Origin of the sequence: Pseudomonas sp. KBW05 (assembly GCF_003852405.1) — a bacterium.
Classification (GTDB): domain Bacteria; phylum Pseudomonadota; class Gammaproteobacteria; order Pseudomonadales; family Pseudomonadaceae; genus Aquipseudomonas.
In genome coordinates this window covers 63,213-88,886 of record NZ_QAJM01000032.1, presented here as the reverse complement: position 1 = coordinate 88,886, position 25,674 = coordinate 63,213, and the positions used below count along the sequence as shown (strand labels likewise).

28 protein-coding genes are annotated in these 25,674 nt (G+C 58.4%); 12 read left to right on the top strand and 16 right to left on the bottom strand.

Going from position 1 to position 25,674, the window contains the following annotated elements:
- Positions 1–86 precede the first annotated feature (86 nt).
- Entirely contained in the window at positions 87–611 is a 525-nt protein-coding gene (locus DBR46_RS25355; RefSeq protein ID WP_124528433.1) for a hypothetical protein, read from the top strand.
- 460 nt (positions 612–1,071) lie between these two features.
- On the opposite strand, the gene DBR46_RS25350 is transcribed toward DBR46_RS25355, so the two are convergent.
- From DBR46_RS25350 to DBR46_RS25330, 5 genes are all read right to left on the bottom strand, one after another.
- Positions 1,072–1,521 carry a hypothetical protein gene (locus tag DBR46_RS25350; RefSeq protein ID WP_124528432.1) on the bottom strand — a complete coding sequence of 150 codons (450 nt, stop codon included), beginning with the start codon at positions 1,519–1,521 and terminating at the stop codon, positions 1,072–1,074.
- The gene (locus DBR46_RS25345; protein WP_124528431.1) at positions 1,518–2,195 is read right to left on the bottom strand and encodes a hypothetical protein; all 678 of its coding nucleotides are present in this window, start codon (positions 2,193–2,195) and stop codon (positions 1,518–1,520) included. The genes DBR46_RS25350 and DBR46_RS25345 overlap by 4 nt, the downstream gene beginning before the upstream one ends.
- A gap of 435 nt (positions 2,196–2,630) precedes the next feature.
- Complete coding sequence (locus DBR46_RS25340; RefSeq protein ID WP_124528430.1) at positions 2,631–3,788, bottom strand: UvrD-helicase domain-containing protein; 1,158 nt, start codon at positions 3,786–3,788, stop codon at positions 2,631–2,633.
- Positions 3,781–5,442 (bottom strand): ATP-dependent endonuclease, encoded by a 1,662-nt coding sequence (locus tag DBR46_RS25335; RefSeq protein ID WP_124528429.1) that lies wholly within the window; start codon positions 5,440–5,442, stop codon positions 3,781–3,783. The genes DBR46_RS25340 and DBR46_RS25335 overlap by 8 nt, the downstream gene beginning before the upstream one ends.
- Before the next feature lie 502 nt (positions 5,443–5,944).
- Positions 5,945–6,385, bottom strand: a complete 441-nt coding sequence (locus DBR46_RS25330) for an ATP-binding protein (RefSeq protein ID WP_124528428.1) — start codon at positions 6,383–6,385, stop codon at positions 5,945–5,947.
- Between the two features lie 406 nt (positions 6,386–6,791).
- Here DBR46_RS25330 and DBR46_RS25325 point away from each other — a divergent pair, with 406 nt between their 5' ends.
- Positions 6,792–7,085 (top strand): fructose-bisphosphate aldolase, encoded by a 294-nt coding sequence (locus tag DBR46_RS25325; protein WP_124528427.1) that lies wholly within the window; start codon positions 6,792–6,794, stop codon positions 7,083–7,085.
- A gap of 341 nt (positions 7,086–7,426) precedes the next feature.
- Here DBR46_RS25325 and DBR46_RS25320 read toward each other — a convergent pair whose 3' ends face one another.
- Positions 7,427–7,894 (bottom strand): GNAT family N-acetyltransferase, encoded by a 468-nt coding sequence (locus DBR46_RS25320; protein WP_124528426.1) that lies wholly within the window; start codon positions 7,892–7,894, stop codon positions 7,427–7,429.
- Positions 7,895–8,013: 119 nt separating this feature from the next.
- Between DBR46_RS25320 and DBR46_RS25315 the strand changes: the two genes are divergently transcribed.
- The 3 genes from DBR46_RS25315 to DBR46_RS25305 all read left to right on the top strand — a co-directional run bounded on the left by DBR46_RS25315 (position 8,014) and on the right by DBR46_RS25305 (position 9,425).
- Entirely contained in the window at positions 8,014–8,394 is a 381-nt protein-coding gene (locus tag DBR46_RS25315; RefSeq protein WP_124528425.1) for a hypothetical protein, read from the top strand.
- Between the two features lie 83 nt (positions 8,395–8,477).
- Positions 8,478–8,969 (top strand): GNAT family N-acetyltransferase, encoded by a 492-nt coding sequence (locus DBR46_RS25310; protein ID WP_124528424.1) that lies wholly within the window; start codon positions 8,478–8,480, stop codon positions 8,967–8,969.
- A gap of 27 nt (positions 8,970–8,996) precedes the next feature.
- Positions 8,997–9,425, top strand: coding sequence for a MerR family transcriptional regulator (locus DBR46_RS25305; RefSeq protein ID WP_124528423.1), 429 nt, complete (start codon positions 8,997–8,999; stop codon positions 9,423–9,425).
- On the opposite strand, the gene DBR46_RS25300 is transcribed toward DBR46_RS25305, so the two are convergent.
- The 3 genes from DBR46_RS25300 to DBR46_RS25290 all read right to left on the bottom strand — a co-directional run bounded on the left by DBR46_RS25300 (position 9,343) and on the right by DBR46_RS25290 (position 12,145).
- Complete coding sequence (locus tag DBR46_RS25300) at positions 9,343–10,323, bottom strand: NAD-dependent epimerase/dehydratase family protein (RefSeq protein ID WP_124528422.1); 981 nt, start codon at positions 10,321–10,323, stop codon at positions 9,343–9,345. The genes DBR46_RS25305 and DBR46_RS25300 overlap by 83 nt on opposite strands.
- An 81-nt stretch (positions 10,324–10,404) precedes the next feature.
- The gene (locus tag DBR46_RS25295; protein WP_256659394.1) at positions 10,405–10,941 is read right to left on the bottom strand and encodes a GNAT family N-acetyltransferase; all 537 of its coding nucleotides are present in this window, start codon (positions 10,939–10,941) and stop codon (positions 10,405–10,407) included.
- Positions 10,942–10,945: 4 nt separating this feature from the next.
- Positions 10,946–12,145 carry a YgcG family protein gene (locus tag DBR46_RS25290; RefSeq protein WP_124528421.1) on the bottom strand — a complete coding sequence of 400 codons (1,200 nt, stop codon included), beginning with the start codon at positions 12,143–12,145 and terminating at the stop codon, positions 10,946–10,948.
- A 127-nt stretch (positions 12,146–12,272) separates the two neighbouring features.
- Here DBR46_RS25290 and DBR46_RS25285 point away from each other — a divergent pair, with 127 nt between their 5' ends.
- Both DBR46_RS25285 and DBR46_RS25280 read left to right on the top strand, forming a co-directional pair.
- Entirely contained in the window at positions 12,273–13,088 is an 816-nt protein-coding gene (locus tag DBR46_RS25285) for an alpha/beta fold hydrolase (RefSeq protein WP_124528420.1), read from the top strand.
- Complete coding sequence (locus DBR46_RS25280; protein WP_124528419.1) at positions 13,078–14,226, top strand: PAS domain-containing sensor histidine kinase; 1,149 nt, start codon at positions 13,078–13,080, stop codon at positions 14,224–14,226. Before DBR46_RS25285 ends, DBR46_RS25280 begins: the two co-directional genes overlap by 11 nt.
- 324 nt (positions 14,227–14,550) lie before the next feature.
- On the opposite strand, the gene dapF is transcribed toward DBR46_RS25280, so the two are convergent.
- Entirely contained in the window at positions 14,551–15,357 is an 807-nt protein-coding gene (dapF, locus tag DBR46_RS25275) for a diaminopimelate epimerase (protein WP_124528418.1), read from the bottom strand.
- Positions 15,358–15,431: 74 nt separating this feature from the next.
- On the opposite strand from dapF, the gene DBR46_RS25270 reads away from it, so the two are divergent.
- Positions 15,432–15,935 carry an AAA family ATPase gene (locus tag DBR46_RS25270; RefSeq protein WP_124528417.1) on the top strand — a complete coding sequence of 168 codons (504 nt, stop codon included), beginning with the start codon at positions 15,432–15,434 and terminating at the stop codon, positions 15,933–15,935.
- Here the strand turns inward: DBR46_RS25270 and DBR46_RS25265 are convergent.
- Entirely contained in the window at positions 15,932–17,509 is a 1,578-nt protein-coding gene (locus tag DBR46_RS25265; RefSeq protein ID WP_124528416.1) for a murein L,D-transpeptidase, read from the bottom strand. The two genes, DBR46_RS25270 and DBR46_RS25265, sit on opposite strands and share 4 nt — an antisense overlap.
- 39 nt (positions 17,510–17,548) lie before the next feature.
- Between DBR46_RS25265 and DBR46_RS25260 the strand changes: the two genes are divergently transcribed.
- Both DBR46_RS25260 and DBR46_RS25255 read left to right on the top strand, forming a co-directional pair.
- The gene (locus tag DBR46_RS25260) at positions 17,549–18,262 is read left to right on the top strand and encodes a murein L,D-transpeptidase catalytic domain family protein (RefSeq protein ID WP_017738942.1); all 714 of its coding nucleotides are present in this window, start codon (positions 17,549–17,551) and stop codon (positions 18,260–18,262) included.
- A gap of 30 nt (positions 18,263–18,292) precedes the next feature.
- A complete protein-coding gene (locus DBR46_RS25255; RefSeq protein ID WP_124528415.1) occupies positions 18,293–19,039 on the top strand; it encodes a creatininase family protein in 747 nt (248 codons plus the stop codon).
- A 144-nt stretch (positions 19,040–19,183) separates the two neighbouring features.
- On the opposite strand, the gene DBR46_RS25245 is transcribed toward DBR46_RS25255, so the two are convergent.
- The gene (locus tag DBR46_RS25245) at positions 19,184–19,525 is read right to left on the bottom strand and encodes a hypothetical protein (protein WP_124528414.1); all 342 of its coding nucleotides are present in this window, start codon (positions 19,523–19,525) and stop codon (positions 19,184–19,186) included.
- Between the two features lie 33 nt (positions 19,526–19,558).
- Positions 19,559–20,203 carry an ATPase gene (locus DBR46_RS25240; protein ID WP_124528413.1) on the bottom strand — a complete coding sequence of 215 codons (645 nt, stop codon included), beginning with the start codon at positions 20,201–20,203 and terminating at the stop codon, positions 19,559–19,561.
- A 132-nt stretch (positions 20,204–20,335) separates the two neighbouring features.
- Between DBR46_RS25240 and DBR46_RS25235 the strand changes: the two genes are divergently transcribed.
- Positions 20,336–20,581, top strand: a complete 246-nt coding sequence (locus DBR46_RS25235) for a hypothetical protein (RefSeq protein WP_124528412.1) — start codon at positions 20,336–20,338, stop codon at positions 20,579–20,581.
- Positions 20,582–20,584: 3 nt separating this feature from the next.
- Here DBR46_RS25235 and yfcF read toward each other — a convergent pair whose 3' ends face one another.
- Both yfcF and DBR46_RS25225 read right to left on the bottom strand, forming a co-directional pair.
- Positions 20,585–21,217 carry a glutathione transferase gene (yfcF, locus tag DBR46_RS25230; RefSeq protein ID WP_124528411.1) on the bottom strand — a complete coding sequence of 211 codons (633 nt, stop codon included), beginning with the start codon at positions 21,215–21,217 and terminating at the stop codon, positions 20,585–20,587.
- A gap of 126 nt (positions 21,218–21,343) precedes the next feature.
- Positions 21,344–21,880 carry a DUF924 family protein gene (locus DBR46_RS25225; protein WP_124528410.1) on the bottom strand — a complete coding sequence of 179 codons (537 nt, stop codon included), beginning with the start codon at positions 21,878–21,880 and terminating at the stop codon, positions 21,344–21,346.
- Between the two features lie 123 nt (positions 21,881–22,003).
- Between DBR46_RS25225 and DBR46_RS25220 the strand changes: the two genes are divergently transcribed.
- Positions 22,004–23,158, top strand: coding sequence for a DUF1624 domain-containing protein (locus DBR46_RS25220; protein WP_124528409.1), 1,155 nt, complete (start codon positions 22,004–22,006; stop codon positions 23,156–23,158).
- Between the two features lie 131 nt (positions 23,159–23,289).
- Here the strand turns inward: DBR46_RS25220 and metE are convergent, their stop codons facing one another.
- A complete protein-coding gene (metE, locus tag DBR46_RS25215) occupies positions 23,290–25,578 on the bottom strand; it encodes a 5-methyltetrahydropteroyltriglutamate--homocysteine S-methyltransferase (RefSeq protein ID WP_124528408.1) in 2,289 nt (762 codons plus the stop codon).
- Positions 25,579–25,674 lie beyond the last annotated feature (96 nt).

Sequence of the window (25,674 nt, the reverse complement as noted above, 5' to 3'; positions counted from 1 at the left end):
ATAAGCCTCGTATTAAAAGATTTTATTTTTAACTATCCAATCTCCCGTCAGAGATCGCGCTGACATTTCCTACCACGAGATTCAATATGGACATGAGTTTTTTTAGCATTATAGACACAACAGTGAAAATCGGTCTTGGAGCCTTAATTTCCGGAATTTCAACTTATTGGGTTACCCGACTCCAACATGATAATGAGATTTCAAAGACCAAACTAAAAAGACAGCGAGAGCTAATTGAGGAGGTGGCAGCCCAAACAGAGGATTTCTCCTCTGCAGTCCTTACATACTGGGCTTATATGGTCGAACACGTCCGTTATTCAAAACGTGATAAAAAGCCACCCGAAGACTTACCAGTTAGAATAAAAAAATCCGAAACAGATCTGTTTGATAAATTTAGTCAGCTTGCAAGTGCAGAAGGGAAATTAATACTTTTTGGCTCGACTAAAGCCCAAGAGCTTTTACGTGAGTACGGCGAGTACATTAAAGACTTTAGGCGAATTGCTTGGCATGGAAACACAAACCTTAAAGAGGAGGACTTAGAAGCTTATAGAGCCAACATTCTTGCGAAGCGCAAAACTTTCTATGAAGAGATACGCGCAATGTATGCGTAGCAAATTCACAAAATTGTGAGAGCTAATTCACTTTAGCCGCTAATTTCTTCATCCCCTCAGGCAAAACTTCGCCTAAGGGGCGTTAGGTTTGTTGAATGTCGGCTTTTGTGCAAAAACGTGTTAGAGCAGGCTTGACGGTCAGTAACGGAACGGAAATCGCGCGCCTATGAAAATTTTAGGTCTGCTGACTAAGCGAGCGCTGGCAGATTTTACATAGCGACGTGGACTTCAAAGCGATGTCTGCGTTTTCACACAGCATGGGTCGATTGCAGCCCTTAGCCACAGACAGCAATCGACCCAAAGCGGCCACTGACGGGGCAGCAGCTGTTGTCCAAAGCCGCAGCGTGAGCAGAGCGACATTGGGGTTAGCGCTGCCCATGACTGAGATAAGTAATGATAAGCAAATACGCATGCCCCACTCGTCCATTATCCGAGGACATCACAGCAATCATTCCCTAGATTATTTATCGTGCTTTTCGCTATCAATAGGCTCAGTGCTTACGGCTTGCAGGCTATTTGCCGTGGCTTGAGTCCTGTCGTCCAGCGTGACACTCTCCAACACTTTTTGATGTAGGTTTCGATACATTTGGCTAGCTTGCCACCCAGTAATCGTTCTATTCTTTTTTTGTTCTTCGATATAATCGATAGCATTCAGTATGGACGGGTCAACTTTCTTCCTTGTTAAATAAGTAGGGAGATTCATAATTACTACCCCCCCCGCCATCAGGTGCCAAATTTTTATCGCCGAGATATTCGCCCAACCCCAGAGCTTTGTCATAGGGGAGATAAGTCCGAGTAGCCCGTCCAACAAAACACCTATTAAAACTCCAATGCTAGTGCCTCTAGGATTGGACACAAAGAGCACATTAATTGCTTTCCTGAACATCCCTGAAATTTGATCTTGTGTCATACGTAAGCTCCTCCTTTAGCGGAATGCTCTACTTCTTCCCTGATCGCTTCTGGAGACGGTATCACTCTTTTTAAGCCTCCTTCGTCATTAAAGTCATCCTTGTTAGAGTGCTTGATGATAAAGTTTACTATCTCCAAGGTCTCAAAAGCATTTGACCCATAAACCCCTTGCCTGATTCTATACTCAAGTAGCTTATGGTCTATTTGAATTGCAAGTAGCGATAAGCCACTGATTGTAATCGTCCAAACTCCTGATCTGGTCCCTAGAAAAAAATCAAAAGCCAAGCTAATTATAATTGATATAGTTAACCAAATCTGGGCTACGAAAGCTTGGCGAATTTTTTCGCCTATCATTATTCCTACAATGGTGCTGGCTCGTCTGTTTCCTGGGTCGGAGTGCAGCATCTCAGCTAAAAAAGGAATTAACGATCTGTAAAGGCTGAGACTGAAAAATATTGAGTATTTTTTGTACGCTTTATTTGCCTCGGGGAATGAAAAATCCATGACCATATCTATAGCTTCAATGTACTTAATAGCCTTGTTTCGAATTCCTTTTTCTTTTAATGAATTTAATAAGGCATCTAGAATTTCCCTATTGCGCATTGCCTGTAAAAATTTCCAGGATGCGAATGTTATTAATAGGCCTAGACCAATCCATGTAAATATATTTGTCATTCATTCCGCCTGTTCAAATGTGCTTAAAGCGTACTCTGAAATGGTTGTACCATTTAGCGTTACGGTACGATGATGGCCCCTGATAATAATTGAGAATCGTACTAGAACTCCAGCCTTGACCTTAGGGTGGTTGCCGGTTTCGTTCTCAATTTATTTCAGGTGCTATCGCTGGCGGCCCGATTCAGGAGGTGGCCAATGGGAATTCCGTCCTGGCCAATTCCGTGTAATGACCGGCAGCTTCTGGCCGATTTCTGCCGTTTGCGACGGGCAGCAACCAGCCAAAACGAACGGTCTAACGTTAGCAGATGCTCGTGAAAAGTGCCGATGTGATGCCCCATTCCTCAGATAGTACGTGAGCCTTACCCAAAAATTGAGGCGCTAATCAGAAACGCTTTGCTAGTTGACGTCTTCACTGCGTAGAGTTGTTAACGTCCGTCAAGCAGGCGCTTTTGCCCAGATCGGGAACCGTAAGCCAGCGGCCTTCTTATCAGGCACGATGAACCCCAGACTGTATCGCGCGCGCGTAATGGCGACGTACATCTTGTTCTGAGATGTTTCGTCCTTCGCGGGAAACGGCTTTCGGCCATCCAAGACGAAATGCAACTGGTTTTCAGTAGGTAGCACCAACACTCGATCAAAACCCAGCCCTTTGCTCCCGCCAAAGTTATAGCAGCGCGCCTCGGTGGGAAGAAGCTTCGCTCCTGACGTTACGCTCCAGCGCAGCACCATAGGGTCAAAAACCTTGATGTATTCGGCGACGTCCGACTCCTTGACGATGAATGTGCCGATGTGATGGACAAATTCAGATGGCACCTCCTTCACTGCCGACTCCGTCGCTTCATAGGTACCGTTATGCACAGCATCGGCGACGTCACAAATCGGTTGAATGCATCGCCGGTTAAGTGTCAGTGACTCATCCTCAAAGCCCATGGACTTGAAGAATGCGATCTTCTCAGCGGCCGTTTTTGGCGCTTTTTGGCCAAACGTCGTCTCGTACACCGTTTGCCGGAAATCTCCCACGCACGTGATGGGTGTCGGCATCACTTTGTTCAGCCCCTTGAGCACCTCGTAGTCCCATCCAACCAGATCTTGAACCTCATCAAAAAACACCTGGGTATAAATCTCCCCTAGTCGTACTGCGGAAGAGTTTTTCGTGACCTTCATGATCCGGCTCGCCAGTTTTGCGAGAAAGCCGGTGTGAGCTTTGGTCTCGCATGGAGTCAGGAAGTGTCTTGGGTTGTAGCTCTTATCGTCCAACTGTTCGGCGCGCCCCGGTAGCATAAACGTTGAATCTGGCCTCATATGAGGATTGCGCTGGTTGAAACAGATGCCATCGATACGCCTCGGGAATAACGCCTGCTGATACGGCCTCACCATGTCTTCCAGGTAAAATGAGAAAAGACCTTTGACCACGAACCGATCACTGTACGCACCAAAGATTTCCAGAAATCGACGTCTCAGTTCCTGCTGATTACTGGTCGTGTAGGTCACCACCAGAACCTTTCCTCCGCGCTTGATTTCGGCGATTGATTCGGTAATGACCTTGTGAGTCTTGCCTGAGCCGGCACCCGCCATGCAGAGTTTATTAGGCAAAGTTCAGCACCTCAGCGAGGAAGGCGGGATATTTGAAGGGCTTATCAGTTTCGAAAACTCGAATCGCGGTGTCGACCTTCTTCTTGCCTTTGCCGTCGCCGTCACCGCTTCTGAACCACTCCACGATAAATTCGAGCTTTTCAGCAAAGGTAGGTTTGGCAGTGAACAACTTGATGGTTTTGGTTGATAGGACAATTTCTGCAAATGCCTGCAACTCTTTTTCCGAATCCGCATTGGCCAGAATCATCGCTGGCTCCAGCGAAAACTCAACGTTGTTCGTTGAAGAGACCAGCTTTATGTTTGGGAAATCTGTGTAATCCTTGCGTGCTTCAACGACGTTATTTTCGTAATCACCATCGTTATCTCGCAAGACATTAATCGCTGTACCGATTTCTTTGCCGATCGCAATGAACGTCTTGAACCCAACGCCGCGCACCACAATGATATCTATCCCGTCTTGCTCTGGCAGACGCTCCTTATGGGTGTCTTTGTAGATCTTTTTGAGAATCAACTCATCTGAGGGGCCTTCTACCAACACCACCTTCCTGGACAGCGCTACACGCAGCGTGTCGTAGCCTGGCAACCGCTTCAGCGTCTTTACCACCCCCTTGTCCAGGAGGTGCAGTCGCTTGTATGTGTCATGCAGCAAGCAAATTTTATCAATGCTCAGTTTGTTCAGCACATAAGAACTGTGGGTGGTCAGGAATAGCTGCTTGCCGTCTCGCTGGTCCTCAATGTCTTGCACCAACTTGCTTAGCTCGACATGCGACAGGTGATTTTCCGGCTCCTCCATCATTACCAGGTCGATATCTTTTGACTTGTTATGCAGGGCCAGCTTGATTTGCACCTTACTCTGCTCACCCTTGCCGATCATGTGGAACGGCACGGCATTTACTTCGAGTTGCAGACCGTTCTGGATAGCGCCAGCGGGCATGGTGTTGGCGGCGATGGTCAGCTTCTTTTCCGTGATCCTGTTATCAGAATCCAAATCCTTATTGACGGTGGTGACCTCATCAGTGTTGTTGAAGGATTGAAGGGTCTCACGGTAGTGCAAGCTCAGACGGTACTCTTCGTCCTTTCTGAGTGCGGTACTCAGAACATTCGAGATGTACTGATTTTTGCCGAAGGTGGGATGAATACGAGTGGGGTCGATGTAGAGCGCTCTGAATTGCTTGGTCATCGGCTTGATAACATTCCAAGCAAAATCCATCCATTCGACTTGGTAGAACTCCACTGGGATGCTGGTTATCGCGGCACCGGAGGCTAGGTAATCGTTATAGGCATCAGTAAAATCTGGATCAAAGCTGACTTTGATCTGAACCCCCTGAGCATCTTTCTTCAGGCTGTTGTTCGCACCGCGATAGTCGGGCACATTCTTCATATACGCCTCGATCACGAGTATCGGCAAGTCTGCAGGCGATTTTGGCGAGGCGCGGAACGCGGAGACTGTCTCGGCGTTGAAAAGATCCGGGGAAAACTCGCTATTAAATGGCCGACCGCGATACTGAAAATTGAGCACAATCTCCAAAGCCTCCAGAATCGTGCTTTTGCCTGCGTTGTTATCACCCACGAAAATATTCACATCTTCGTTGAAGTCAAAAGTCTGATCCTTGAATTTTTTGAAGTTGATCAGGCGTAGCGATTCTATGAGCACGTTTCAAATCCTTATGAAGTTGCGGCGACCGGTGTGGCGTAAGGCTATTGCGGTTCACGCTATAGGGGCGTGGGCACCCTGTCCAGTGAGAAGACGAAGCAGCGACGACGGCCATGCGACGCGGAGTGAGTAGGCTCCCTTCAGCACACGCGACTGGCATAGACAATTTGTCCTGATACTTGGGCATTGGGCTTTTCAGCAGTGCCAGCGATCGGCAGCGCAGCATTATTCAGGATGCCCTACGGAATCTCGTTCGGCGACGTCGATCAAGCTGCAGCGCCAATGACCTGCTTGTCGGTCGTATTCCGATTTCGGGGAGAGTCACGTTACACCACTGATCCAGTCCACCATGCAATCGCCAACTGCTGTTTAGCTATCAGGCTGTCCAATGGGCGTTTTTGGCCGATAGCCGCCTGTTGTGGGGGACAGTGAACGGCCAAAAAACAGCCTTCCAGCCCCCCCCCATTCTCACGATGCCCCTCCACATCAACCACGATGAACGTCAACCCGCAACCCCCTCATCCGGCGCACAAAAGTACCTAGTGATCAGATCAAACTCCGCATCAGTCGCGGCAAACTCATGCTCCGCACGTTGATTGCGAAGATGCAACTTGGCACGACAGGTGTCATCGTCCACTTCAATGTAGTGGACACAATGGGAAACCCCAGCGGCGTCAGACAGCCCGCGCAGCCAGTGTCGGTCTTGAGGCGTATTGGCATGAAAATCCAGGACCACCGTCACACCAGCCCTCAGTAGATCGGTAACGAGCGGGCCCACCACCTCGCGAATCTGGCGTGCGAGGCGCACGTAATCAGTGATTGACTTGATCTGATCAGGGTACAGCCGTGAGAGCCACTGATCCTCACTCAGCAGAATGGCCGATTGCTCGGTTGCGAGGCTTCTGGCCAGGGTTGATTTACCGGAGGCGATTTTGCCTGTCATGAGATGAAGCACGGGGTTGGGTACTGGAACGTCGCCGTGTCGAAGCCTGATGACGCTGATTGAAAAGCGTTGAAGCAACCACAGCCCGCGATGTTTGACGCCTTATCGCGGCGTTGAAACATTCTCCTGGTTGCACCCCTTTTCACAGCGCCTTATAGTTCGGCCCGTCGCTGGCATTGGCTGGCGACAGGGTTTCGCAGCCCTACAGAATAGAATCAACCTGCACAGTCATCAGACCCTCAGGCGGAGTTCGCTCGCGTCTTGTTTATGGCGGCTGTGCGTGGGAGACCTTCGGGTCTGCCGGGGGTGATTCTTCCTGGTCTGCGAACCCGCGCACAGTTGCCACCCAAGTCTGTTTCGCAGCAGCAAGGTGGCCATTCTTTTATCCCAAATAGAATCGAACCTTATGACTACTCAAAACCCGCCCCGCCGCTTCACCCCCATGTCCCAAACCGCAACCGACTACCCCGTCCTGCTGATCGACAGCGACGCCCCGCTCAGCGAGTTGCAGGCGTGCGCCAGCGAACGCTTGAACGCTGCCCTCGCCTATCTGCATCTGATGGCCTGTTCCAACGTGTCGGACTATGCCGAGCACGATATCAATACCGTTGCCAATACCGCCCGGATCATGGTCCAGGATGTAACGGATGTGTTTGCGGTGATTGAACGGCGAGGGTTTGAGGTGCCGGCTGCGAGTTGACGGTGTTTGAGTGTTGTTGATACGCCTGAATGCAATGATCCGAGGCGGTTCAGAGTGGAGCGATCACGTAGCGTAATCAGCTACGCGTCCACTAGTTGAGCATTACACGGCCTAGGCTGTGGGCGGTTTTATGTCTGCCTTGATGATGCTTTTTGAAAAGCTGCCAAGACAGTTGCTCCCACAGGAAACCGGCAGTGTCCGGGCGATCTCCAGCCGAACACTTTCTACCCATCAATACAGCTTGAAATGTGGGAGCTGGCTTGCCTGCGAAAGCGGCGGCACAGGCGACACTTATGCGACCTGCCCCACCACCATCGCAGCCTCGCTAAAGCTCCCACGCATCAAACCAGTCGCTTGGTCATCGGTATACACGCCAACGTCAGCCCCGACGGCGAATGGTAGACCGCCTGCTCATCCCCCACGTATCCACACGCCCGATAGAAACCCGCAGCATTCAACGTCGCATCCAGCACCACCGTTTCAATCGCCCGCTGCCGTGCCAGGTTTTCCAGGTGATCGAGCATGGCCTTGGCATACCAGCGCCCGGTGAATTCAGGCAGCACAAACAGCGCCCCGACTTCATTGTTGTCGAGATCAAGCATTCCAGTGACGACCGGTTCGCCCTGTACCCACCCCAAATAAAACGGCTTGGCCATCAGCGCGCTGTAACCCTCTGCGGCGGTGCCGCGTGTCCAGGCCATCATCTGCTCACGGGTATACGCACCGATGCACTGGCTGCGAATGGCCAACAGACGAATATCGAACGCCGCCTGGGCGTCCTCCGGTGTTGCGGGTTTTATTTGCAGCATTTCAGCCTCCATGGCTTAACAGTTGGACACACTCGACCCTCTTGCGAAAGGAACCCAGTACTGGGTGCTCACCACAACGGGAAGCATCCAATACGGACGTCAAACCGAGAGTATTTACTATGCAAGGTATTCAATCTTCCCACGCACCGCAGACGCTTCAGGCTGCGCCGGAAGCGTCGAGTCGGAGCATCGGCGCCAACCGCCACGACACAGGCGTCCAATTTACGGTGAAAATTGAGGACTACCGCCAAACGATGCAGATTTTCAACGACCTCGCCAGGTCAAAAGACATCGAGGTCAAGCAAGAGTCTGACGTGCACGACTACAACGATTACGGCGGTGGCGATGGACTGTACAACACGATCCAGTTCAGCTTTAAACCCAACAACAAAGATGGCACCTACAGCCCAGCGTTGCAGATGAGGATCAGCGATTTTCACCGAGAGTTCCAGGAACAACTGCGTGAGGCTGGCATCAGGAACTACGCGCCAGAGGAGTAAGCCCCCCTTCAAGGGCGCTGCAATGGAGCTGGGGGCGATATTTATCTATGATGTCGCCTTTCGCTTTGTCCCCAGGAACGCCCATGCCCGCCCTCACCTTGCGCAACGCCCTGCCCTCTGACGCCGCCCGCTGCTTTGCAATCGAAACCGGTGCCTACGAAGGCGATGAGGCCGCCACCCTGGAAAAGATCGCCACGCGCATCGCGCTGTACCCACAAGGCTTTCTGATCCTGGAAGCCGATGGCGAGGTGGTGGGTTTTATCAACAGCGGTTGTGCTTACGACGTGGTGATGTCGGACGAGGCGTTCAAGGAACTGGTGGGGCATTCGGCCGAGGCGCCGAATGTGGTGATCATGTCAGTGGTGGTTGACCCCGCGCATCAAGGCAAGGGCTATTCCACAACGCTGATGAACGCGTTTGTGCAACGCATGCGCGACATGGGCAAACGGACAATTCATCTGATGTGCAAAGATCGCCATGTAGCGTTGTACCAACGCATGGGCTATCGCTATGTACAGCCGTCGGCGTCGGATCACGGCGGGATGGCGTGGCATGAGATGGTCATGGACCTCTGATCGCCCACCCGGTAAAGGACTACCACGATGTTCATCGGACGCCTCGCCCAACTGACTGGCTGCACCCCAAAAGCTATCCGGCTGTACGAACAGATAGGCTTGATCAACGAACCCCAGCGCAGCGGCCGCTATCGCGTGTACAACGCGCACCATGTGCAAATGGTGCATCTGATCCGCAAGGCGCAGACGGCGGGTTTCAAGCTCGCCGAGATGGGCCCGTTGATCGCCGCGAAAAATGCGCTACGCGCCTTTCCATTGGACTTGGCCAACGCCGCGGTCGATGCCAAGCGCCTGGATGTACAAGCCAGAATCCGCGAGTTGCAAGCGTTGGACGTACACCTCACCGGGCTCAAGCGCCAGATGAATGAGCTGTTCACGTCTCATACGGCTGAACCCCTCGCCTGTCCAGATACGCAAACGCCTCGCGCAATACCTGCTGCGGCGGGCGCGGATTGAAGCCCAGCTCGGCCTTGGCTTTATCGATGTTGTATTCCTGACGCACGCCATGGAACAGCCGAACCTGGCTGCACATCAGCTGGGCGGGCTGGCCAGTGAGACTGGCCCAGCGCTCTTGCAGCCAGGCGATGGCCAGCAGCAACCAGCGCGGCGCCCGTGGCGGCGCTCGCACACCCAGTACGTCGGCCAGTTCAGCCAGCGATGACGAGCGCTCATTGGCGAGGATATAACGCTGGCCTGCACGGCCCTTCTGCGCGGCGAGCAGCATGCCGCTGGCGACATCACGCACATCGACAAAATTGAAGTGAAACCCTGGGTCCAACGGCACCTTGCGATCCTTCACCGCCTGCAAAAAATCCAGGGTGTCGGTCAAGCGCGCGGCATTGGGACCGATCATCGCCGATGGCAATACCGCGACCATCCACAATCCCAAGGCGTTCGCGGTTTGCCAGGCGAGCCGTTCGCTGAGGATTTTTGAACGGTAGTAGGCATTTTCGGATTCCTCGCACCAATGGGTTTCATCCAACGCACTGCCGTCATGCCCCACCGCCGCTACGGAACTGACATACACCACCCGTTTCACCCCCGCACGGCTAGCCGCCTGCAACACACACCGTGTGCCCTGCACATTGGGCTGGACGATCTCGGCCTCGGGGTTCTTCGCCCAGTGCTTGAACACCGCCGCCACCTGAAACAACACCTCGACCCCGTCGAGGGCCTTGAGCAGCGCAGCCTCATCCAGCAGCTCGGCGTAGACCACCTCACATTCGAGCCCCGCGAACGCGGCCTGCTGATGTATATCACGCACCCCAGCGCGGACAGTGTGGCCTTGCCGGAGCAACTCCCTGACCAGCGTATTGCCCAGATGCCCATTGGCCCCCGTCACCAGACACAGCATGTCTATCGTCCTTTTTTCGCGTGGAAAACCCTGCGGTCTGCGCAGCGAAAAAAAGCTTAACGTCTGTCCCGTGGGGCAGAGTCAAGCGGTCGTCAGGCCAAGGGCTTTGCCAAACAGCCGATTGCCGTGGGTCTCGCCTTGGAAGGTGTAGGTCGGAGCGCCCAACAGCGCGTACCCGCGCCGAGGATAGAACGCTAGCGCGCGCTCGTTGCCGTCCCACACGGTCGCCCACAGCAACGCGGCGCCCTCCCGTGCAGCGCGTTGTTCGGCGGCTTGCAGCAGGCGGTAGCCAATGCCCAGCCCGGTGAATCGTTCCTGGATATACAGGCGTTGCAACTCGGCAACGTTCGCCGCGTCGATCATCGCGTGAGGGGTCTCGAGTTTGACCTGGGCAAAACCGACGAGGTGCTGGTTGCACTCGGCAACCAGCAACGCAATCCCAGGCTCAGCCAGCAGCCGTGTAATGGCCTGCGGTGCAAAGGCTTGCAGCGCCTCATTGGCGATCGCGCTGCGGATGCCTTCGGTGGCGTAGGTATCAAGGAACACCTGCATGCCCAGCACACCGATACACAGCGCGTCCTCAGCCGTTGCGGGACGAATCATGATGTCTTTGGACATGAATTTACCAACTCCCCGAAGCGCCACCGCCACCACTCGAACCGCCGCCGCCCGATGAGCTGCTGCTGGAACTGCTGGAGCTGCTGGAACCCGAACTTGACCCACCGCCCGAACCCGAACCCGTGCCGACTTTGCCAAAGATACACAGCGCCGCAAACGAGGCGATGGGGAACGCGAACAACCAGCCGTTACGTCCCATGTCCAGCACATACACCGCCGCGCCATACACCGCCACGGCCGCCAGCAACCGCGCGACAAAGCCTGCGCGGCTCTGTTTCCAGGCGTCTTTCATGATCACCAACAGGATCATGTACAAACCCAGCACCACCAGTGCTCCCAGTGGATACGCCAGCCAGTGAATGAAGTTGACGTCGGCATAGTGTTGATCAACCACCACCAGCCCGAGGATGTAGGCCAGCAACCCCAGCACGCAGTAGAACACCGTGCGCGCCAGCCACAACGCACCAAAGGTGGCGCCGCCGATCAGCATCGTCAGCGGCATGAGCAACAAGGACAACGGCCAGGCCTGGCCACCGCTAAAAATCGTCAGCAACACCGTGGCCGCCACAACGGCAAGCAACGCACGACGCCAATGCAGCTTGCCAGCGGCGAGCAGCACGCCGCCGAGGGCGCCAAATGCAAACGCGAGGAACACCGCCATCGCCCGGGGCCCGGTCGCCGGCCCCGCCACGCTTGGCAAATCACCGCCGTCCACCAGCACGATCAAGTCGTTCACGGCCAGGCTCACACCGCCCGCGTAGTCGCCTTGGCGAAACGCCGGGGTAATGTGTTCTTCGATGATGCGATGGCTCAGCAAGTCGGTAACGATGCCTTCAAGGCCGTAGCCCACTTCGATGCGCACCTTGCGATCATCCTTGGCCACCAGCAGCAGGATGCCGTCGTTGATGTCCTTGCGCCCCAGCTTCCAGGCGCGGAACAGTTGGTTGGCATAGTCTTCGAGGCTGGCTCCGCCGATGCTGGGCACCAGCAACACGGCGACCTGCGCGCCCTTGCGCTGTTCGAGGGCGGCGAGTTGGTCTTTCAGACGGGTGGTGGTGCCGGCGTCCAGGGTGTTGGTGAGGTCGATCACGCGCTGGTCAAGGGCCACGCCAATTGGCGAAGTGTCCGCCTGTGCGGCGCCCGGCAGGCCAATGCACACCAGCGCCAGCAGGCTGAAAACGGATTGCCGCACAATCAACCACATACTTGTTACCTGAAGTTTCTTCCTGAAGGCGCCGACTTTACCCTATCAGCGCTATAACGCGTGACCCCGCGCCGTTGACTATCTAAACTCCGCCCACGCATAGCAAAACGCCATAACCGAGAAGCCCATGGACCTACGCCACCGCAACAACGTCAGTGTCATGGGCAGTGGCGCCTCGACCTTGGTGTTCTCCCACGGTTTCGGTTGCAACCAGGCCATGTGGAACTACCTGGCGCCGCAGTTTCGCGAACGCTTTCGCGTGGTGATGTATGACCTGGTCGGCGCCGGTCTGTCGGACCTCAATGCGTTCGACAAGGCCAAGTACAGCACGCTGGACGGTTACGCCCGCGACTTGAACGAGATCATCCAGGCCTTTGCGGTGGGCCCGGTGATTCTGGTCAGCCACTCGGTCAGTGCCATGATCGCCACCCTCGCCGACCGCCAAGCCCCCGGGCGCATCGCTGCCCACGTGATGATCGGCCCGTCGCCGCGCTATATCGATGCCGACGGTTATGTCGGCGGCTTCAAGCGCAGCGATATCGACGACCTGCTCGACACCCTCGACAGCAACTACCTCGGCTGGTCCAGCGCCATGGCGCCAGTGATCATGGGCGCGCCCGGGCAACCGGCGTTGAGCGACGAACTGGCCGACAGCTTCTGCCGCACGGAACCAGAGATCGCCAAGCAATTTGCGCGGGTCACGTTCATGTCGGACAACCGCCAGGACGTCGCCGGCCTGAGCACCCCGGTACTGATCCTGCAATCGAGCGACGACCTGATCGCCCCGATTGCCGTCGGTGAATACCTGCACAGCGTGCTGCCCAACAGCACCTATTGCCTGGTCGACAACGTCGGCCATTGCCCGCACATGAGTGCGCCACAGGCGTGTACCGCCGCGATGGACACCTTCCTTGCGCCGTGGGCCGCCCCCCATGCCGGCTAAGCTGTTCGACAGCGCCGCCTGCGCTCTCGCCGTCACTGCGCAAGACGGTGCGATCCTGCAAGCCAACGCGCGGTTCTGTGAATGGCTGGGGTTCAGCGCCGCCGAACTCTACGGCCGGCGCTTCCAGGACCTGCTGACCATGGGCGGGCGAATCTTCCACCAAACCCACCTGGCACCCATGTTGCGCCTGCGCGGCAGCGTGACCGAAGTGAAGCTGGACATGCTGCACCGAGACGGGCACAAGGTGACCGTGCTGCTCAATGGCCTCAAGCGCGAGCAGGCGGATGGCGTGGTCTACGACTTGGCCTTGTTCGGCACCACCGACCGCGACAAGTACGAGCGCGAATTGCTCAACGCCCGCAACCTGGCCGAAGCGCTGTTGCAGGAAAAGACCGCCACCGAACTCGCCCTCAAGCACGCCCAGGCTGAATTGAGCGAGGCCTATGCCATCGCCCAGCGCCGTGCGCTGTTTGCCGAGCAGATGGTGGCGATCGTCAGCCATGACTTGAAGAACCCACTCACGGCGATCCGCATGGCCTCGGACTTCCTCAGCCGTGGCGAACGCAGCGCCAAGGAACGCCAGTTGTTGGGGCATATCGCCCAGTCCTCCGAACGTGCCCAACGCATGATCGCCGACCTGCTGGACTTCACCCAGGCCCGCGTCGGCCACGGCATCAGTATCAAAGTGGCGCCACTCGACTTGCACGCGGTAACCCAGCAGGCCGTGGATGAGTTGCGCGTGGCCTTCCCCAAGGCCACCCTGGAACATCACACCGTGGGCAGCGGCGACGCCAGCCTGGACGCCGACCGCGTGCAGCAGATCATCGGCAACCTGGTGGCCAACAGCGTGGCCTATGGCGACCTGCAACGGCCCATCACCATTACGTCGCAGTTGGGCGATGGCGGTTGCAGCGTCTGCGTACACAACCACGGCGCGGTGATTCCCGAAGCGCTGCTGGCCGGGCTGTTCGAACCCATGACCCGCGGCACCGAACAAGGCAGCGACGTGCGCAGCGTGGGCCTGGGGCTGTATATCGTGCGGGAGTTGGCGAGGGTGCATGGCGGTGATGTGGCGGTGAGGTCCACTGTGCAGGATGGAACGCTGTTCAGTGTGCGTTTTGTGCCTGGCGAGGTTTAGCGTTCGCCTGTACCGCCGCTATCGCAGGCAAGCCAGCTCCCACATTTTTGAACTGAGTACACCTGCCCCAATCTGCAAACCCAATCCCCTGTGGGAGCTGGCTTGCCTGCGATAGCGGTGGGTCAGCTTCATCTGTGTTAACTGACAGGCCGCCTTCGCGGGCAAGCCCGCTCCCACATTTTGAGCTGTGTACACCTGCCCTGAACTGCAAACCCAATCCCTGAACTGTGTACACCTGCCCCAACCTGCAAACCCAATCCCCTGTGGGAGCGGGCTTGCTCGCGAAGACGGCCGCCCAGTCACCACAGTTTCAACTGTCTACCTTCAGCCAATGCCAAACACATTACCCTGCATCACCGGCTCCACACTCCCCGTCAACACCACACCACCCTCACCCGCCCACTCCACCGTCACCGTACCGCCATCGCACTGCACCTGAACCCAGGCATCCAGCAAGCCACGCCGGATGCCATTGACCACCGCCCCGCAGCAACACGACCCAGACCCCAGCGGCACACCGCCCCCACGCTCCCAGATGCGCAGCCGGATGTGCCCACGATCCAGCACCTGCACGAAATGCACATTGGTCTTGGCCGGAAACAACGGATGCCGCTCCAGCGCCGGGCCCACCGCCGCCACGTCGATAGCGGTTATGTCATCGACAAAAAACGTGCAATGCGGATTCCCCATGCTGCACGCCGCCGGCTCACCTTCGAGCGGCAAGAGGCGGGTATCCATGGCCTCGGCCAACGGCACGGCGGCCCAGTCCAGCGACGGCTCGCCCATGTTCACTGACACCTGACGCCCCGCCGCCCGCACGCACGTCAGCAAGCCGCGGTCGGTGCGCAGCACAATCGAGTCGCTGCCGGTTTCCTGCATCAAGCGATCCGCCACGCCACGGGTGGCGCTGCCACAGGTTTCCAATGGCGTGCCGTTGGGGTTCCAGAACTTGATCCGCGCCACCGCATCCTCGCAATCGAGCACCACGGCGAGCTGGTTGAAGCCGATACCGGTATGGCGGTTGCCCAGGCGGCGGGCGACTTGCGCGGTAATCGGGTCATCCAGGCCACGGCGGTCGATGATGATAAAATCGTCGCCGTGGGCGTGCATCTTTACGAACGGCAAGGGCATGGGCAGTCCTGTAGTCGACCGATGAGGGAAGTGAAGGATACTCTGAACCGGCCTGACCTAATCGAGAACACAGCATGCTTATTGTTTTCAGCGGCCTTCCCGGCACCGGCAAAACCACGATTGCCCAGGCACTGGCCCGCCAGATCGGGGCGGTTTACCTGCGTATAGACGTGATCGAGCAGGCGCTTCGCAACGCCAACATATTGGTCCGCGACGTGGGTGCCAGTGGCTACGAGGTGGCCAATGCGCTGGCGCTAAGCAATCTGCAACTGGGCCATACGGTGATCGCCGATTGCGTGAACCCCGTCAAGGAAAGCCGCGAAGCGTGGCAGCAAATCGCGGCGATGGCGGGTGTGGTGCTGCTCGATATTCAGGTGATCTGCAGCGACCCGCACGAACATCAACGCCGTGTCGAAACCCGTACGGGTGATATTGCCGGATTGACGCCGCCCACCTGGCAATCCGTACTGGCCCATGAATACGAGCCCTGGGATGTATGGACCCTCGACACTGCCTTGATCAGCCCGGCGCAGGCGGTAGAAGCGCTACTCGCAAGGATCAGCGCCCCCGGCAGCTAAAGCGTCGCGCCCATCGCCTTCATCAGCGCCAAATCCCGCGAGTAGATATCCGGCGCGTACACCAAGCTACCCTGGCGATCGACCTCCACGGTCCAGTAGCCCAGCAACACCGGCACCGGCGTGGCCAGCCTGAATTCATGGGTCACGCCGCTGGCCAGCAGTTCATCGGTGCGTGCGCGCTCGGCTGGGGTGACCAGCAAGTCGCGCAGCATCAACGGCTGTTCGACGCGCACACAGCCCGAGCTGAATGCCCGCGGGCCCTTGCTGAACAGGGGTTGGCTGGGGGTGTCGTGCAGGTACACCGAGTAGGGGTTGGGAAAGCGCATCACGATCTTGCCCAACGGGTTGCGCGGGCCGGCTTCCTGGCGCAGGAGGATGTTGCCGGGGCGTGCCCAGTCGATCTGTTCGGGCGCCAGCGGGCGGCCTTCGGGGTCGAGCACTTGCAGGTTCTGCTGGCGCAGGTATTCGGGGTTGAGGCGGATCGCCGGGAGTTTGTCCTCGCGCATGATGGTCGGCGGGATGGTCCAGGTGGGGTTGAGGGTCAGCCGGGTGATACGCGACTTGAGCAGCGGCGTCTGACGTTCGGCGCGGCCGACTTGCAGGCGGGTTTGCCACACCGGGATGCCGCTCTGGTACACGCTCAGTTGCGCGGCGGCGACGTTGACCAGCACGCCTTCGGGCTCCAGGTCCTGGGCCAGCCAGCGGAAGCGTTCGAGGTTGATGCGCAGTTGCTCGCGGCGGATCGCCGGGCTGATGTTCAACTCGGTCACCGTGCCGGCGCCTATCACACCGTCGGCTTGCAGGGAGTGGCTGAGTTGGAAGGCCTTGACCGCCTTGACCAGCTCATCGCGATAGAGCTTGCCGGTCGGCGCGCTGGCCAGGTAGCCGCCGCTGACCAGGCGCCGCGCCAGGTCAGGCACGCGGGCGTCTTCCATGCCGGGGCGCAGCAAAGGGCCGCTGGCGATCGGGTCCCAGTGCGGCAACGGTTGGAGGCGCACGGTGGAATAGGTGTTGCGCAGGCTGCGGTACAAATCGGCGCTGGGGCGAGCCTGGTCAAACCCTTGGGTCATGTCTTGCAGGCCAGTGGCGGCGAAGGCCAGCACTTCGGTGTTCGGGTCACGGGTCGGCGGCTGGGCGTGCCACAGCGGTTCGAAGCGCGACTGTTGCAGGCGGCCGTAGTGCAGATCCTGCAGGGCTTGCAGGTACTGGCGGCTGCTGTCGATATCGCTGCACAGCACGTTGGCCGTGGCGTCCGGCGCAGGCAGGCTATAGTGGGTGGGGTCCAGGCCGTCGTCGGCGAGCAGCAACAGTTGGGTCTGCAATGCCTGCCGGCGCTCGGCGGACCACAGCGCTACATCGCCCTGCTGCTGGTAGAACGCTTGCAGGCGCGATTGGCTGGCGGCATCGATGTGCGGCGCCAGATGGGGGCACACCGCCGGCAGTGCCGCCAGCGCTTGTTGCAGCGGACTGGCGGAAACAATTGGTACGGCTTCCACCGGCAGCTCGTCGGCTGTCGCGACCAATGGTGCAACGAGCAGGCAAATGCTCAAGTAACATGCGTGTTTTTTGAACAATGGCTTTGCTCCAATCCACAGCGGGGGGATGTACTGTAGATGCTGACTTTTTTGTGCCGCCTCGGCTTGATCACCGTGAGCCTGGCCGCGTTGAGCAATATTGCGCTCGCCGCCAATGGCAACCCTCCTACCTTGTATAGCAGCCTGGCGCGCTCGGCTCCAGAACTCAATCCCACTGTACTGAAAAGCGCCCTGAGCGCCATGCAGTGTGCGGTCAATAATGGCGAGGAACGCTCCGAGCGCCTGGCCGTGATTGACTATTCCCAGCCTTCGACCGCCCGTCGGCTGTGGATTTTCGACCTGCGCAAAAAGACCCTGGTGCTGCGCGACCTGGTGGCCCATGGCGCCAAGTCCGGGGAAAACTTCGCCACCCAGTTCTCCAATCGCGAGGGCAGCCACCAGTCCAGCCTGGGCTTGTTCCGCACCCAGGAGAGTTACCTGGGCACCCACGGTTATTCGTTGCGCATGGACGGCCTGGAGCCGGGCTTCAACGACCAGGCCCGCGACCGCGCCATCGTGATCCACGCCGCCGACTACGTCAGCCCGCTGTGGAGCAAGCGCGAAGGCCGTATCGGCCGCAGCCAGGGGTGCCCGGCCGTGCGCCCGCAGGTGGCGCGCCAGGTGGTAGACAAACTCAAGGATGGCCAGTTCATGTTTTCCTGGTACCCGGACCAGCATTGGTTGAAGTCCTCGACGTACCTCAACTGCAAACCCCAACAGGTGGCGAGTAGTCGTACAATCCGTGGCGGATAGCCTGTCCCCACAGATAAAAGAGAGCAACGCATGCTTCTACACCAATCCACCTGGATCGAAATCGGGCAGTTTCTGGAGCGCAGCCGTACGGTGGTGATCCCCATCGGCTCCAACGAACAACACGGCCCGACCGGCCTGCTGGGCACCGACTGGATGTGCCCGGAGATCATCGCCCATGAGGCGCAGAAGAACGCCGACATCCTGATCGGCCCGACCTTCAATATCGGCATGGCCCAGCATCACCTGGGTTTTCCCGGCACCATTTCGCTGCGCCCTTCCACCTTTATTGCCGCGATTGGCGACTGGGTGCGTTCGCTGGCCGGGCATGGCTTCGACAAGATCCTGTTCCTGAACGGCCACGGCGGCAACATCGCCACGATTGAAGCCGCGTTTTCCGAGCTGTACGCCGAAGCCAGCTTCGCCCGCCGCCCGGCCGGGTTCGCCTTGAAGCTGGTGAACTGGTGGGACCTGGAAGGCGTCAACGACCTCGCCCACCAGCAATTCCCGGTGGGCCATGGCAGCCACGCCACGCCATCGGAGATTGCGGTGACGCAGTGGGCCTACCCGGAGTCGATCAAATCGGCCGAGTACTCGCCGCAGATCGCCAATACCGGGCCGATCCGCGAAGCGCTGGACTTCCGCGCACGCTTCCCCGACGGGCGCATGGGCTCGGACCCGGCGCTGGCGACGGTGGAGAAAGGCGGTGAGTTGGTGGCGTTGGCGGCGCAAGGTTTGGTCAAGACGGTCAACGCGTTCAGCAACGAAGCCAAGCCCTAGGCCACACACAAATCAAAAATGTGGGAGCGGGCTTGCTCGCGAAGGCGGTGTGCCAGTCGCTGAGTGTGTTGGCTGACCCACCGCTTTCGCGAGCAAGCCCGCTCCCACACAACCCCGTTCAACAGTGGGTTGGTGCTGTGCAGACTACTTGCACTCCTGCGCCACCAACTCCAACCGCGACGGCGTCAGCGTGGAAGCCAACGGTTTGCGCTCATACAAGAACACCTTGGTGCCATCCTGGGTCTTGTACGCCTCCAGCACATCATCTGCCGCAATCTTGCTGGTCAACACCACTTTGGCGTGGCGCGAGTTCTGCGTGACGGTGGAGGTGATGCCGTGCTTTTCCAGCTTGGGCAGCACGCATTGGGTATAGCCTTCGGGCGTCTTGGCGGTTTGCAGGGTCAGCGTCGGAGCATTGGGAGCAGACACACAACCGGCCAGCCACAATGAAGCAAAGGCCAGGGCCGGGACGAAAAAAGAGCGCATAAAAATTCCTGGAAAATAATCAAAAAATTCACATCAACCGGCTTGGACCAACGCCTTGAGCGATGCGTCAAACTGGCGCAAGGCCGCTTGCTGTACATCCCGTTGTTGCTCGATCTGTGCGGCAATTTCGGGCGCCGCCTTGTCATGCACCCACACCGATGGCACTTGCTTGTACACCGAGCCTTCGGCCTTGGCGATGTATTGCAGGTTCGCGTTGTAGAACCGCGCAATAAACCGTGCCTCGACCCTGTCGTTACGCTGGGTCAGCAGTTGATTATGGGTGTCGAGCATCACCACCACATCCGGGTGCGCCTGCACCAAGGCATCCAGCGTGTCATACACCGTCACCGAGACAAAGGCGCCTTGCAGCGAACCCATCAGCCAATCGATGGCCAATTCCGGGTCGGAACTGTTGACGAACGCCTGGCGGATACGCTCGTCGAGGGCATCCTTGGCGCCGTTCAAGGCCATGTCGTGATAGCGTTCAAGGTAACTGAGGTCGTCGCGCGTGCTATCACTCAACAACACGCCTACCGACTGCGCGTGCTGCAGGGAGTCTACGCTAGCGTCGATGGGTAGCAAATGGCCTGTTCGCAGTTCATCCGCAATGGCGGCGTTGTTTACCGCCACAGTGCCCAGCATCAGGGCCATCAATGCCAGCTGGATAATCGTCCTCATCGCGCATTTCCTTGAACAGCGTTTCGATGGGGCAATTTTGCGCTTTTGCGCAAAAAACAGAACGTGCAATCGGTGATGGTGACTATTATCTGAACCGATAGTGCCTACATAAAAATAGATAAGGACCCGACCATGAAGCCCCACCAGAAAACCTTCGACCGCATCCGCGAAGCCGTACTGCCGGAGTTTCGCGAGCGGATCGCCGATTACCTGGTCGATTATGAAAGCATATTGCAGGACGAAACGGCCGACGCCGATCAACGCTGCGCCAGTGCCCAGCAATTGCGCGGCTACCTGCGGGGTTTGAACACCACGCGAGTGCTAGGCATGGCCGATTGGGAAGACCTGGACCGCCGCGTCGCCCAGGAATGGCTGTAATTTCTAGAGCGCAGGCCGCGGCTGGTTGACCCAAGCCTGCACCGACGGCCGTTGCCACTGGCGTTGCGCATAGGCCGCCAACTCGGCGGGCACGCTGTCGCCATTGAGGATCAGGCGATTGAGCATCACGGCCAGGTCCACGTCGGCGATCGACCAGGTGCCGAACAGGTAGTCCGGGTTACCCGCCAACAGCGCTTGCGCCGCGCCGATCAACTTCTGCGCTGCGGCTTGGCCCGCTGGGGACAACGGCGGCATCTTCTGCCCGCAGAACACCACCAGCGTCGAACGCTCCTGGCGAATCGGCAGCAAATCGCTGCGCAGCCACGCCTGCACCTGCCGCGCCCGTGCGCGCTGCTTGGGGTCGGCCGGGTATACCGCTGGCTCGGGATACGCCTCTTCCAGATACTCAGTGATCGCCGACGATTCCGACAGTGCAAAATCGCCCTCCTCCAGGGTAGGCACGCGCTGGGTCAGAGACAGCTTGGCAAAATCGGCCGTCTGGTTTTGCGCGGCGTCCAGGTCCAGGGTCAAGGTCTCGAAGGCCAGGCCTTTTTCCCGCAGGGCCACAAACACAGACATTGCATAGGGGCTGGTGAACAGATTATCGACGTACAGGCGCAGCGACGGTGGGTGCATGGCGGGTCTCCTCGGGTGAAAGCCCACGCTACGAGATCTGTGGCGGGAAAGACAATGGCGGGTTTTTATAGGGGTATTCCTGGCGGGAATGCGAGTGGCCGCCGGTATACCGGGGCGAGCAATGACCTAACCGGCAAACCCGCCCTTGTCCAGAAAAGCCTGCTCTTCCTCAGTGCTGGCGCGGGCCAATACCTTGTTGCGATGAGGGAACCGTCCAAAGCGCTGGATAATCTCGGCGTGTTCCTTGGCCCAGTGGTAGGTGTTGGCGTCCAGCGTCTGGTTGAGGGCCAGGGAACGCTGCTGGTCCGCGGGGTCTTCCGAATGCTCGAACGGCAGGTAGCAGAACGCACGCAAGGCGGGCTCGATCAACTGATCCCACCCGGCGTCTACCATGCGCCCGGCATACAGGCGGGCCAACGGGTCCGTGGCGAACATATGGGCCGTGCCGCGAAAGGCATTGCGCGGGTATTGGTCGAGCAGGATCAGCAGGGCCAGGGCGCCTTCTGCCGAGTCCAGCCAGCTTTCCAGCTCACGGCGAGCGGCTTGCAGGTGGGCGTCATGGAAGGTGTCGCGAAAGCTGGCGTCAAAGGCCTCGTCCTTGGCGAACCAACGCTGGGGGCCGGCGTTTTGCCAGAAGTCGATGACGGATTGTGGGGTGGTCATGGTGAATACCTGCGAAAGCGATTTGGCAGACATTAGCAGAATCGACCAGACGACGCGGCCCGCCCCCACAGTTTAATGTTATAGAATAACAACCCACTTCTCCCCTGCCCTGTGATTTCACCCATGCCCGACGCTGTCCCCCTACGCCAACGCCTGCTTTCCATCGACGCCCTGCGCGGCCTGGTGATCCTGTTCATGCTGCTGGACCACGTGCGCGAAACCTTCCTGCTGCACCGCCAGGTCAGCGACCCAATGAATATCGACAGCACCGAGCCTGCGCTGTTTATCAGCCGCACCCTCGCCCACCTGTGCGCCCCGGTGTTTGTCTTGCTCACCGGGCTGTCGGCGTGGCTGTACGGCCAGAAATACCAAGGCCGCCGCGACGTGTCGGCGTTCCTGTTCAAGCGCGGGTTGTTCCTGGTGGTGCTGGAATTCACCCTGGTCAACTTCGCCTGGACCTTCCAACTGCCGCCCAGCGTGATCTACCTGCAAGTGATCTGGGCGATTGGCGTGAGCATGCTCGCCCTTGCCGCACTGGTGTGGCTGCCGCGCCCGCTGTTGTTCGCCGTGGCGATTGCGCTGATTGCCGGGCACAACCTGCTGGACGGCCTGCACCTCGCGCCAGGTTCGATGTTGCAAAATGGTTGGGCGATCCTGCATGAACGCAGTTGGATCGATGTGGGCGACAGCCTGCGCCTGCGTATCACCTACCCGGTGTTGCCGTGGATTGGCGTGATTGCGCTGGGCTATGGCCTGGGCCCGTGGTTTGCCAATGACGTGCGGCCGGCGTTGCGTCAGCGCTACTTGGCGCTGGCGGGCGTGGCGGCGTTGGTTGGGTTTGTGCTGTTGCGTGCGCTCAATGGCTACGGCGAGAAGCCTTGGCAGGCCTATGACAGCGACGTGCAGACGCTGATGAGTTTTTTCAACGTGACCAAGTATCCGCCTTCGCTGTTGTTCCTGGCGTTGACGCTGGGGATGGGGTTGCTGCTGTTGCTGGCGTTTGAGCGTGCGGGGCATAAGCGGTGGATTGGCATGCTGGCGACGTTTGGGGCGGCGCCGATGTTCTTTTATCTGCTGCATTTGTATGTGTTGAAAGTCCTCTATGTGGCTTGTGTTGCGTTGTTTGGCCTCAATCAAGGCAGCTATTTTGGCGTCGATGGCATTGGCGCGGTGTGGTTGATAGCGTTGCTGTTGCCGATTGCACTGTATCCGCCAGTGCGCTGGTTCGCCGGGCTCAAAGCAAGACGCCGCGACCTGGCTTGGCTCAAATACCTCTGACTAGACACGGGCCAAGTGTGGGAGCGGGCTTGCTCGCGAAAGCAGTGGGTCAGCCAACACTGCCGGCGACTGACACTCCGTATTCGCGAGCAAGCCCGCTCCCACACTTTTGACCGTGTCCTACTCAGGAATCAGGCCAGTTCAGCACGCAGTTGACGGGCTGCAGTGACCATATGAATCAACGCCGCCTCCGTCTCCGGCCAGCCCCGGGTCTTCAAGCCGCAATCCGGGTTCACCCACAGCCGCTCGGCTGGAATCCGCTTGGCCGCCTTGCGCAACAGGTTGGCCATTTCCGAGGCATCCGGCACCCGTGGCGAGTGGATGTCATACACCCCCGGGCCGATTTCGTTCGGGTAGGCGAAGGCTTCAAACGCGTCCAGCAACTCCATGTCCGACCGTGAGGTTTCGATGGTGATTACATCGGCATCCATCGCCGCGATGCTTTCGATCACATCGTTGAACTCGCTGTAGCACATGTGCGTGTGGATCTGGGTTTCATCGCGCACACCCGAGGCGCACAGGCGGAACACTTCGGTGGCCCAGTCCAGATAGTGCTGCCACTGCGCCTGGCGCAACGGCAAGCCTTCGCGGAACGCCGCTTCGTCGATCTGCACGATCTTGATCCCGGCGGCTTCCAGGTCCACCACTTCGTCGCGGATCGCCAGGGCCAGTTGCCGCGCCTGTTCTTCGCGGCTCACGTCTTCGCGTGGGAAGGACCACATCAGCATGGTCACCGGGCCGGTCAGCATGCCCTTCATCACCTTGTGGGTCAGGCCTTGGGCATAGCGGATCCACTCCACCGTCATGGCCTTCGGGCGGCTCAGGTCGCCGAAGATCAGCGCCGGTTTCACGCAGCGCGAGCCGTAGCTCTGGACCCAGCCGAAGCGGGTGAAGGCATAGCCGTCCAACTGTTCGGCGAAGTACTCGACCATGTCGTTGCGTTCGGCCTCACCGTGTACCAGCACGTCCAGACCGAGGTTTTCCTGCACCTCGACGGCGTGCTTGATCTCGCTGTGCATGGCTTCGACATATTCGGCTTCGCTCAACTTGCCGGCCTTGTACGACTGGCGTGCCAGGCGGATCGACGCGGTCTGCGGGAACGAACCGATGGTGGTGGTCGGGAACAGCGGCAGGTTGAGGCCGGCGCGTTGTTTCTCGATGCGCTGGGCGAACAGCGACTGGCGCTGGCTGTCCTCTGCCGTGATCGCGGCGACGCGGGCTTGCACGGCAGGTTTGTGGATACGCGGTGAAGCGGCACGTGCAGCTTGCACCGCACGGCTTTGCGCCAAAGCAGCCAACACGTTGGAGGCTTCAGGCTGGTTGACCGCTTGCGCCAGCACCGCCACTTCGGCGCACTTCTGCACGGCAAACGCCAGCCAGCTTTTCAGCTCGCCATCCAGTTTGTCTTCGCGGGCCAGGTCGACCGGGCTGTGCAGCAGCGAGCAGGATGGCGCAACCCACAGGCGATCACCCAATTTGTCATGGGCATGCTGCAAGGTAGCGAGGGCTTTTTCCAGGTCGCAGCGCCAGACGTTGCGGCCGTTGACCACGCCCAGGGACAGCACCTTGTAGGCCGGCAGGCGGTCGAGAATGGTCGGGTACTGTTCCGGTGCGCGCACCAGGTCGATATGCAAACCATCCACCGGCAGGTTGGCGGCCAGGCCGAGGTTCTCTTCCAGCCCACCAAAATAGGTGGCCACGAGCTTTTTCAGCGGGTCGCGCTGGATCAGGTTGTAGGCACGCTCAAACGCGTTTTTCCAGTCTTGCGGCAGGTCCAGCACGAGGATCGGCTCGTCGATCTGCACCCACTCCACGCCCAGGTCGGCGAGGCGCTGGAAGATCTGGCCGTACAGCGGCAGCAGGCGATCGAGCAGGTCGAGCTTGTCGAAATCTGCGCCCTTGGCCTTGCCCAGCCACAGGTAGGTCAGCGGGCCGATCACCACCGGTTTGACGTTGTGCCCCAGTTCGCGGGCTTCCTGCACTTCTTCGAACAGTTGATCCCAGCCGAGGTGGAACTGCTGGTCGGCGCTGAATTCAGGCACCAGGTAGTGATAGTTGGTGTCGAACCATTTGGTCATTTCCTGGGCGTGGGCGCCGCCGCAGCAGCTGTCGCTGACGCCACGGGCCATGCCAAACAGGGTGTGCAAAGTGGCTTGGCCATCGGCCGGGCGGAAACGCTCGGGGATCACGCCAAACATCAACGAGTGGGTCAGCACCTGGTCGTACCAGGCAAAATCACCGGCCGGCAGCAACTCGATGCCGGCCTGTTTTTGCAGGTCCCAGTGGGTCTTGCGCAGATCACGGCCAACGGCCCGCAAGCCGGCTTCGTCGAGCTCGCCCTTCCAGAACGCTTCCTGCGCTTTTTTCAGTTCACGATCGCGTCCAATGCGCGGAAATCCCAGGGAATGAGCGACTGCCATGACTTACAACTCCGATGTCGTTATGTATGGCAGCTATTGTCGGCACACAGCGATAGTGAGACAAACTCATATTATTCTAGATCATCACAAGATCCA

Bases quoted from the DNA above. Each gene is read 5' to 3' on its own strand.
- DBR46_RS25280 (WP_124528419.1), top strand. From the start codon at position 13,078: ATGCCGGCTAAGCTGTTCGACAGCGCCGCCTGCGCTCTCGCCGTCACT.
- DBR46_RS25220 (WP_124528409.1), top strand. From the start codon at position 22,004: ATGCCCGACGCTGTCCCCCTACGCCAACGCCTGCTTTCCATCGACGCC.
- DBR46_RS25345 (WP_124528431.1), bottom strand. From the start codon at position 2,195: ATGACAAATATATTTACATGGATTGGTCTAGGCCTATTAATAACATTC.
- DBR46_RS25300 (WP_124528422.1), bottom strand. From the start codon at position 10,323: ATGCTGTGTCTGGTGACGGGGGCCAATGGGCATCTGGGCAATACGCTG.
- yfcF (WP_124528411.1), bottom strand. From the start codon at position 21,217: ATGCACCCACCGTCGCTGCGCCTGTACGTCGATAATCTGTTCACCAGC.
- DBR46_RS25350 (WP_124528432.1), bottom strand. From the start codon at position 1,521: ATGACACAAGATCAAATTTCAGGGATGTTCAGGAAAGCAATTAATGTG.
- DBR46_RS25290 (WP_124528421.1), bottom strand. From the start codon at position 12,145: ATGTGGTTGATTGTGCGGCAATCCGTTTTCAGCCTGCTGGCGCTGGTG.
- DBR46_RS25235 (WP_124528412.1), top strand. From the start codon at position 20,336: ATGAAGCCCCACCAGAAAACCTTCGACCGCATCCGCGAAGCCGTACTG.
- DBR46_RS25270 (WP_124528417.1), top strand. From the start codon at position 15,432: ATGCTTATTGTTTTCAGCGGCCTTCCCGGCACCGGCAAAACCACGATT.
- DBR46_RS25315 (WP_124528425.1), top strand. From the start codon at position 8,014: ATGCAAGGTATTCAATCTTCCCACGCACCGCAGACGCTTCAGGCTGCG.
- DBR46_RS25330 (WP_124528428.1), bottom strand. From the start codon at position 6,385: ATGACAGGCAAAATCGCCTCCGGTAAATCAACCCTGGCCAGAAGCCTC.
- DBR46_RS25240 (WP_124528413.1), bottom strand. From the start codon at position 20,203: ATGAGGACGATTATCCAGCTGGCATTGATGGCCCTGATGCTGGGCACT.
- DBR46_RS25355 (WP_124528433.1), top strand. From the start codon at position 87: ATGGACATGAGTTTTTTTAGCATTATAGACACAACAGTGAAAATCGGT.
- DBR46_RS25255 (WP_124528415.1), top strand. From the start codon at position 18,293: ATGCTTCTACACCAATCCACCTGGATCGAAATCGGGCAGTTTCTGGAG.
- metE (WP_124528408.1), bottom strand. From the start codon at position 25,578: ATGGCAGTCGCTCATTCCCTGGGATTTCCGCGCATTGGACGCGATCGT.
- dapF (WP_124528418.1), bottom strand. From the start codon at position 15,357: ATGCCCTTGCCGTTCGTAAAGATGCACGCCCACGGCGACGATTTTATC.
- DBR46_RS25305 (WP_124528423.1), top strand. From the start codon at position 8,997: ATGTTCATCGGACGCCTCGCCCAACTGACTGGCTGCACCCCAAAAGCT.
- DBR46_RS25285 (WP_124528420.1), top strand. From the start codon at position 12,273: ATGGACCTACGCCACCGCAACAACGTCAGTGTCATGGGCAGTGGCGCC.
- DBR46_RS25310 (WP_124528424.1), top strand. From the start codon at position 8,478: ATGCCCGCCCTCACCTTGCGCAACGCCCTGCCCTCTGACGCCGCCCGC.
- DBR46_RS25295 (WP_256659394.1), bottom strand. From the start codon at position 10,941: ATGTCCAAAGACATCATGATTCGTCCCGCAACGGCTGAGGACGCGCTG.
- DBR46_RS25320 (WP_124528426.1), bottom strand. From the start codon at position 7,894: ATGCTGCAAATAAAACCCGCAACACCGGAGGACGCCCAGGCGGCGTTC.
- DBR46_RS25260 (WP_017738942.1), top strand. From the start codon at position 17,549: ATGCTGACTTTTTTGTGCCGCCTCGGCTTGATCACCGTGAGCCTGGCC.
- DBR46_RS25325 (WP_124528427.1), top strand. From the start codon at position 6,792: ATGACTACTCAAAACCCGCCCCGCCGCTTCACCCCCATGTCCCAAACC.
- DBR46_RS25245 (WP_124528414.1), bottom strand. From the start codon at position 19,525: ATGCGCTCTTTTTTCGTCCCGGCCCTGGCCTTTGCTTCATTGTGGCTG.
- DBR46_RS25225 (WP_124528410.1), bottom strand. From the start codon at position 21,880: ATGACCACCCCACAATCCGTCATCGACTTCTGGCAAAACGCCGGCCCC.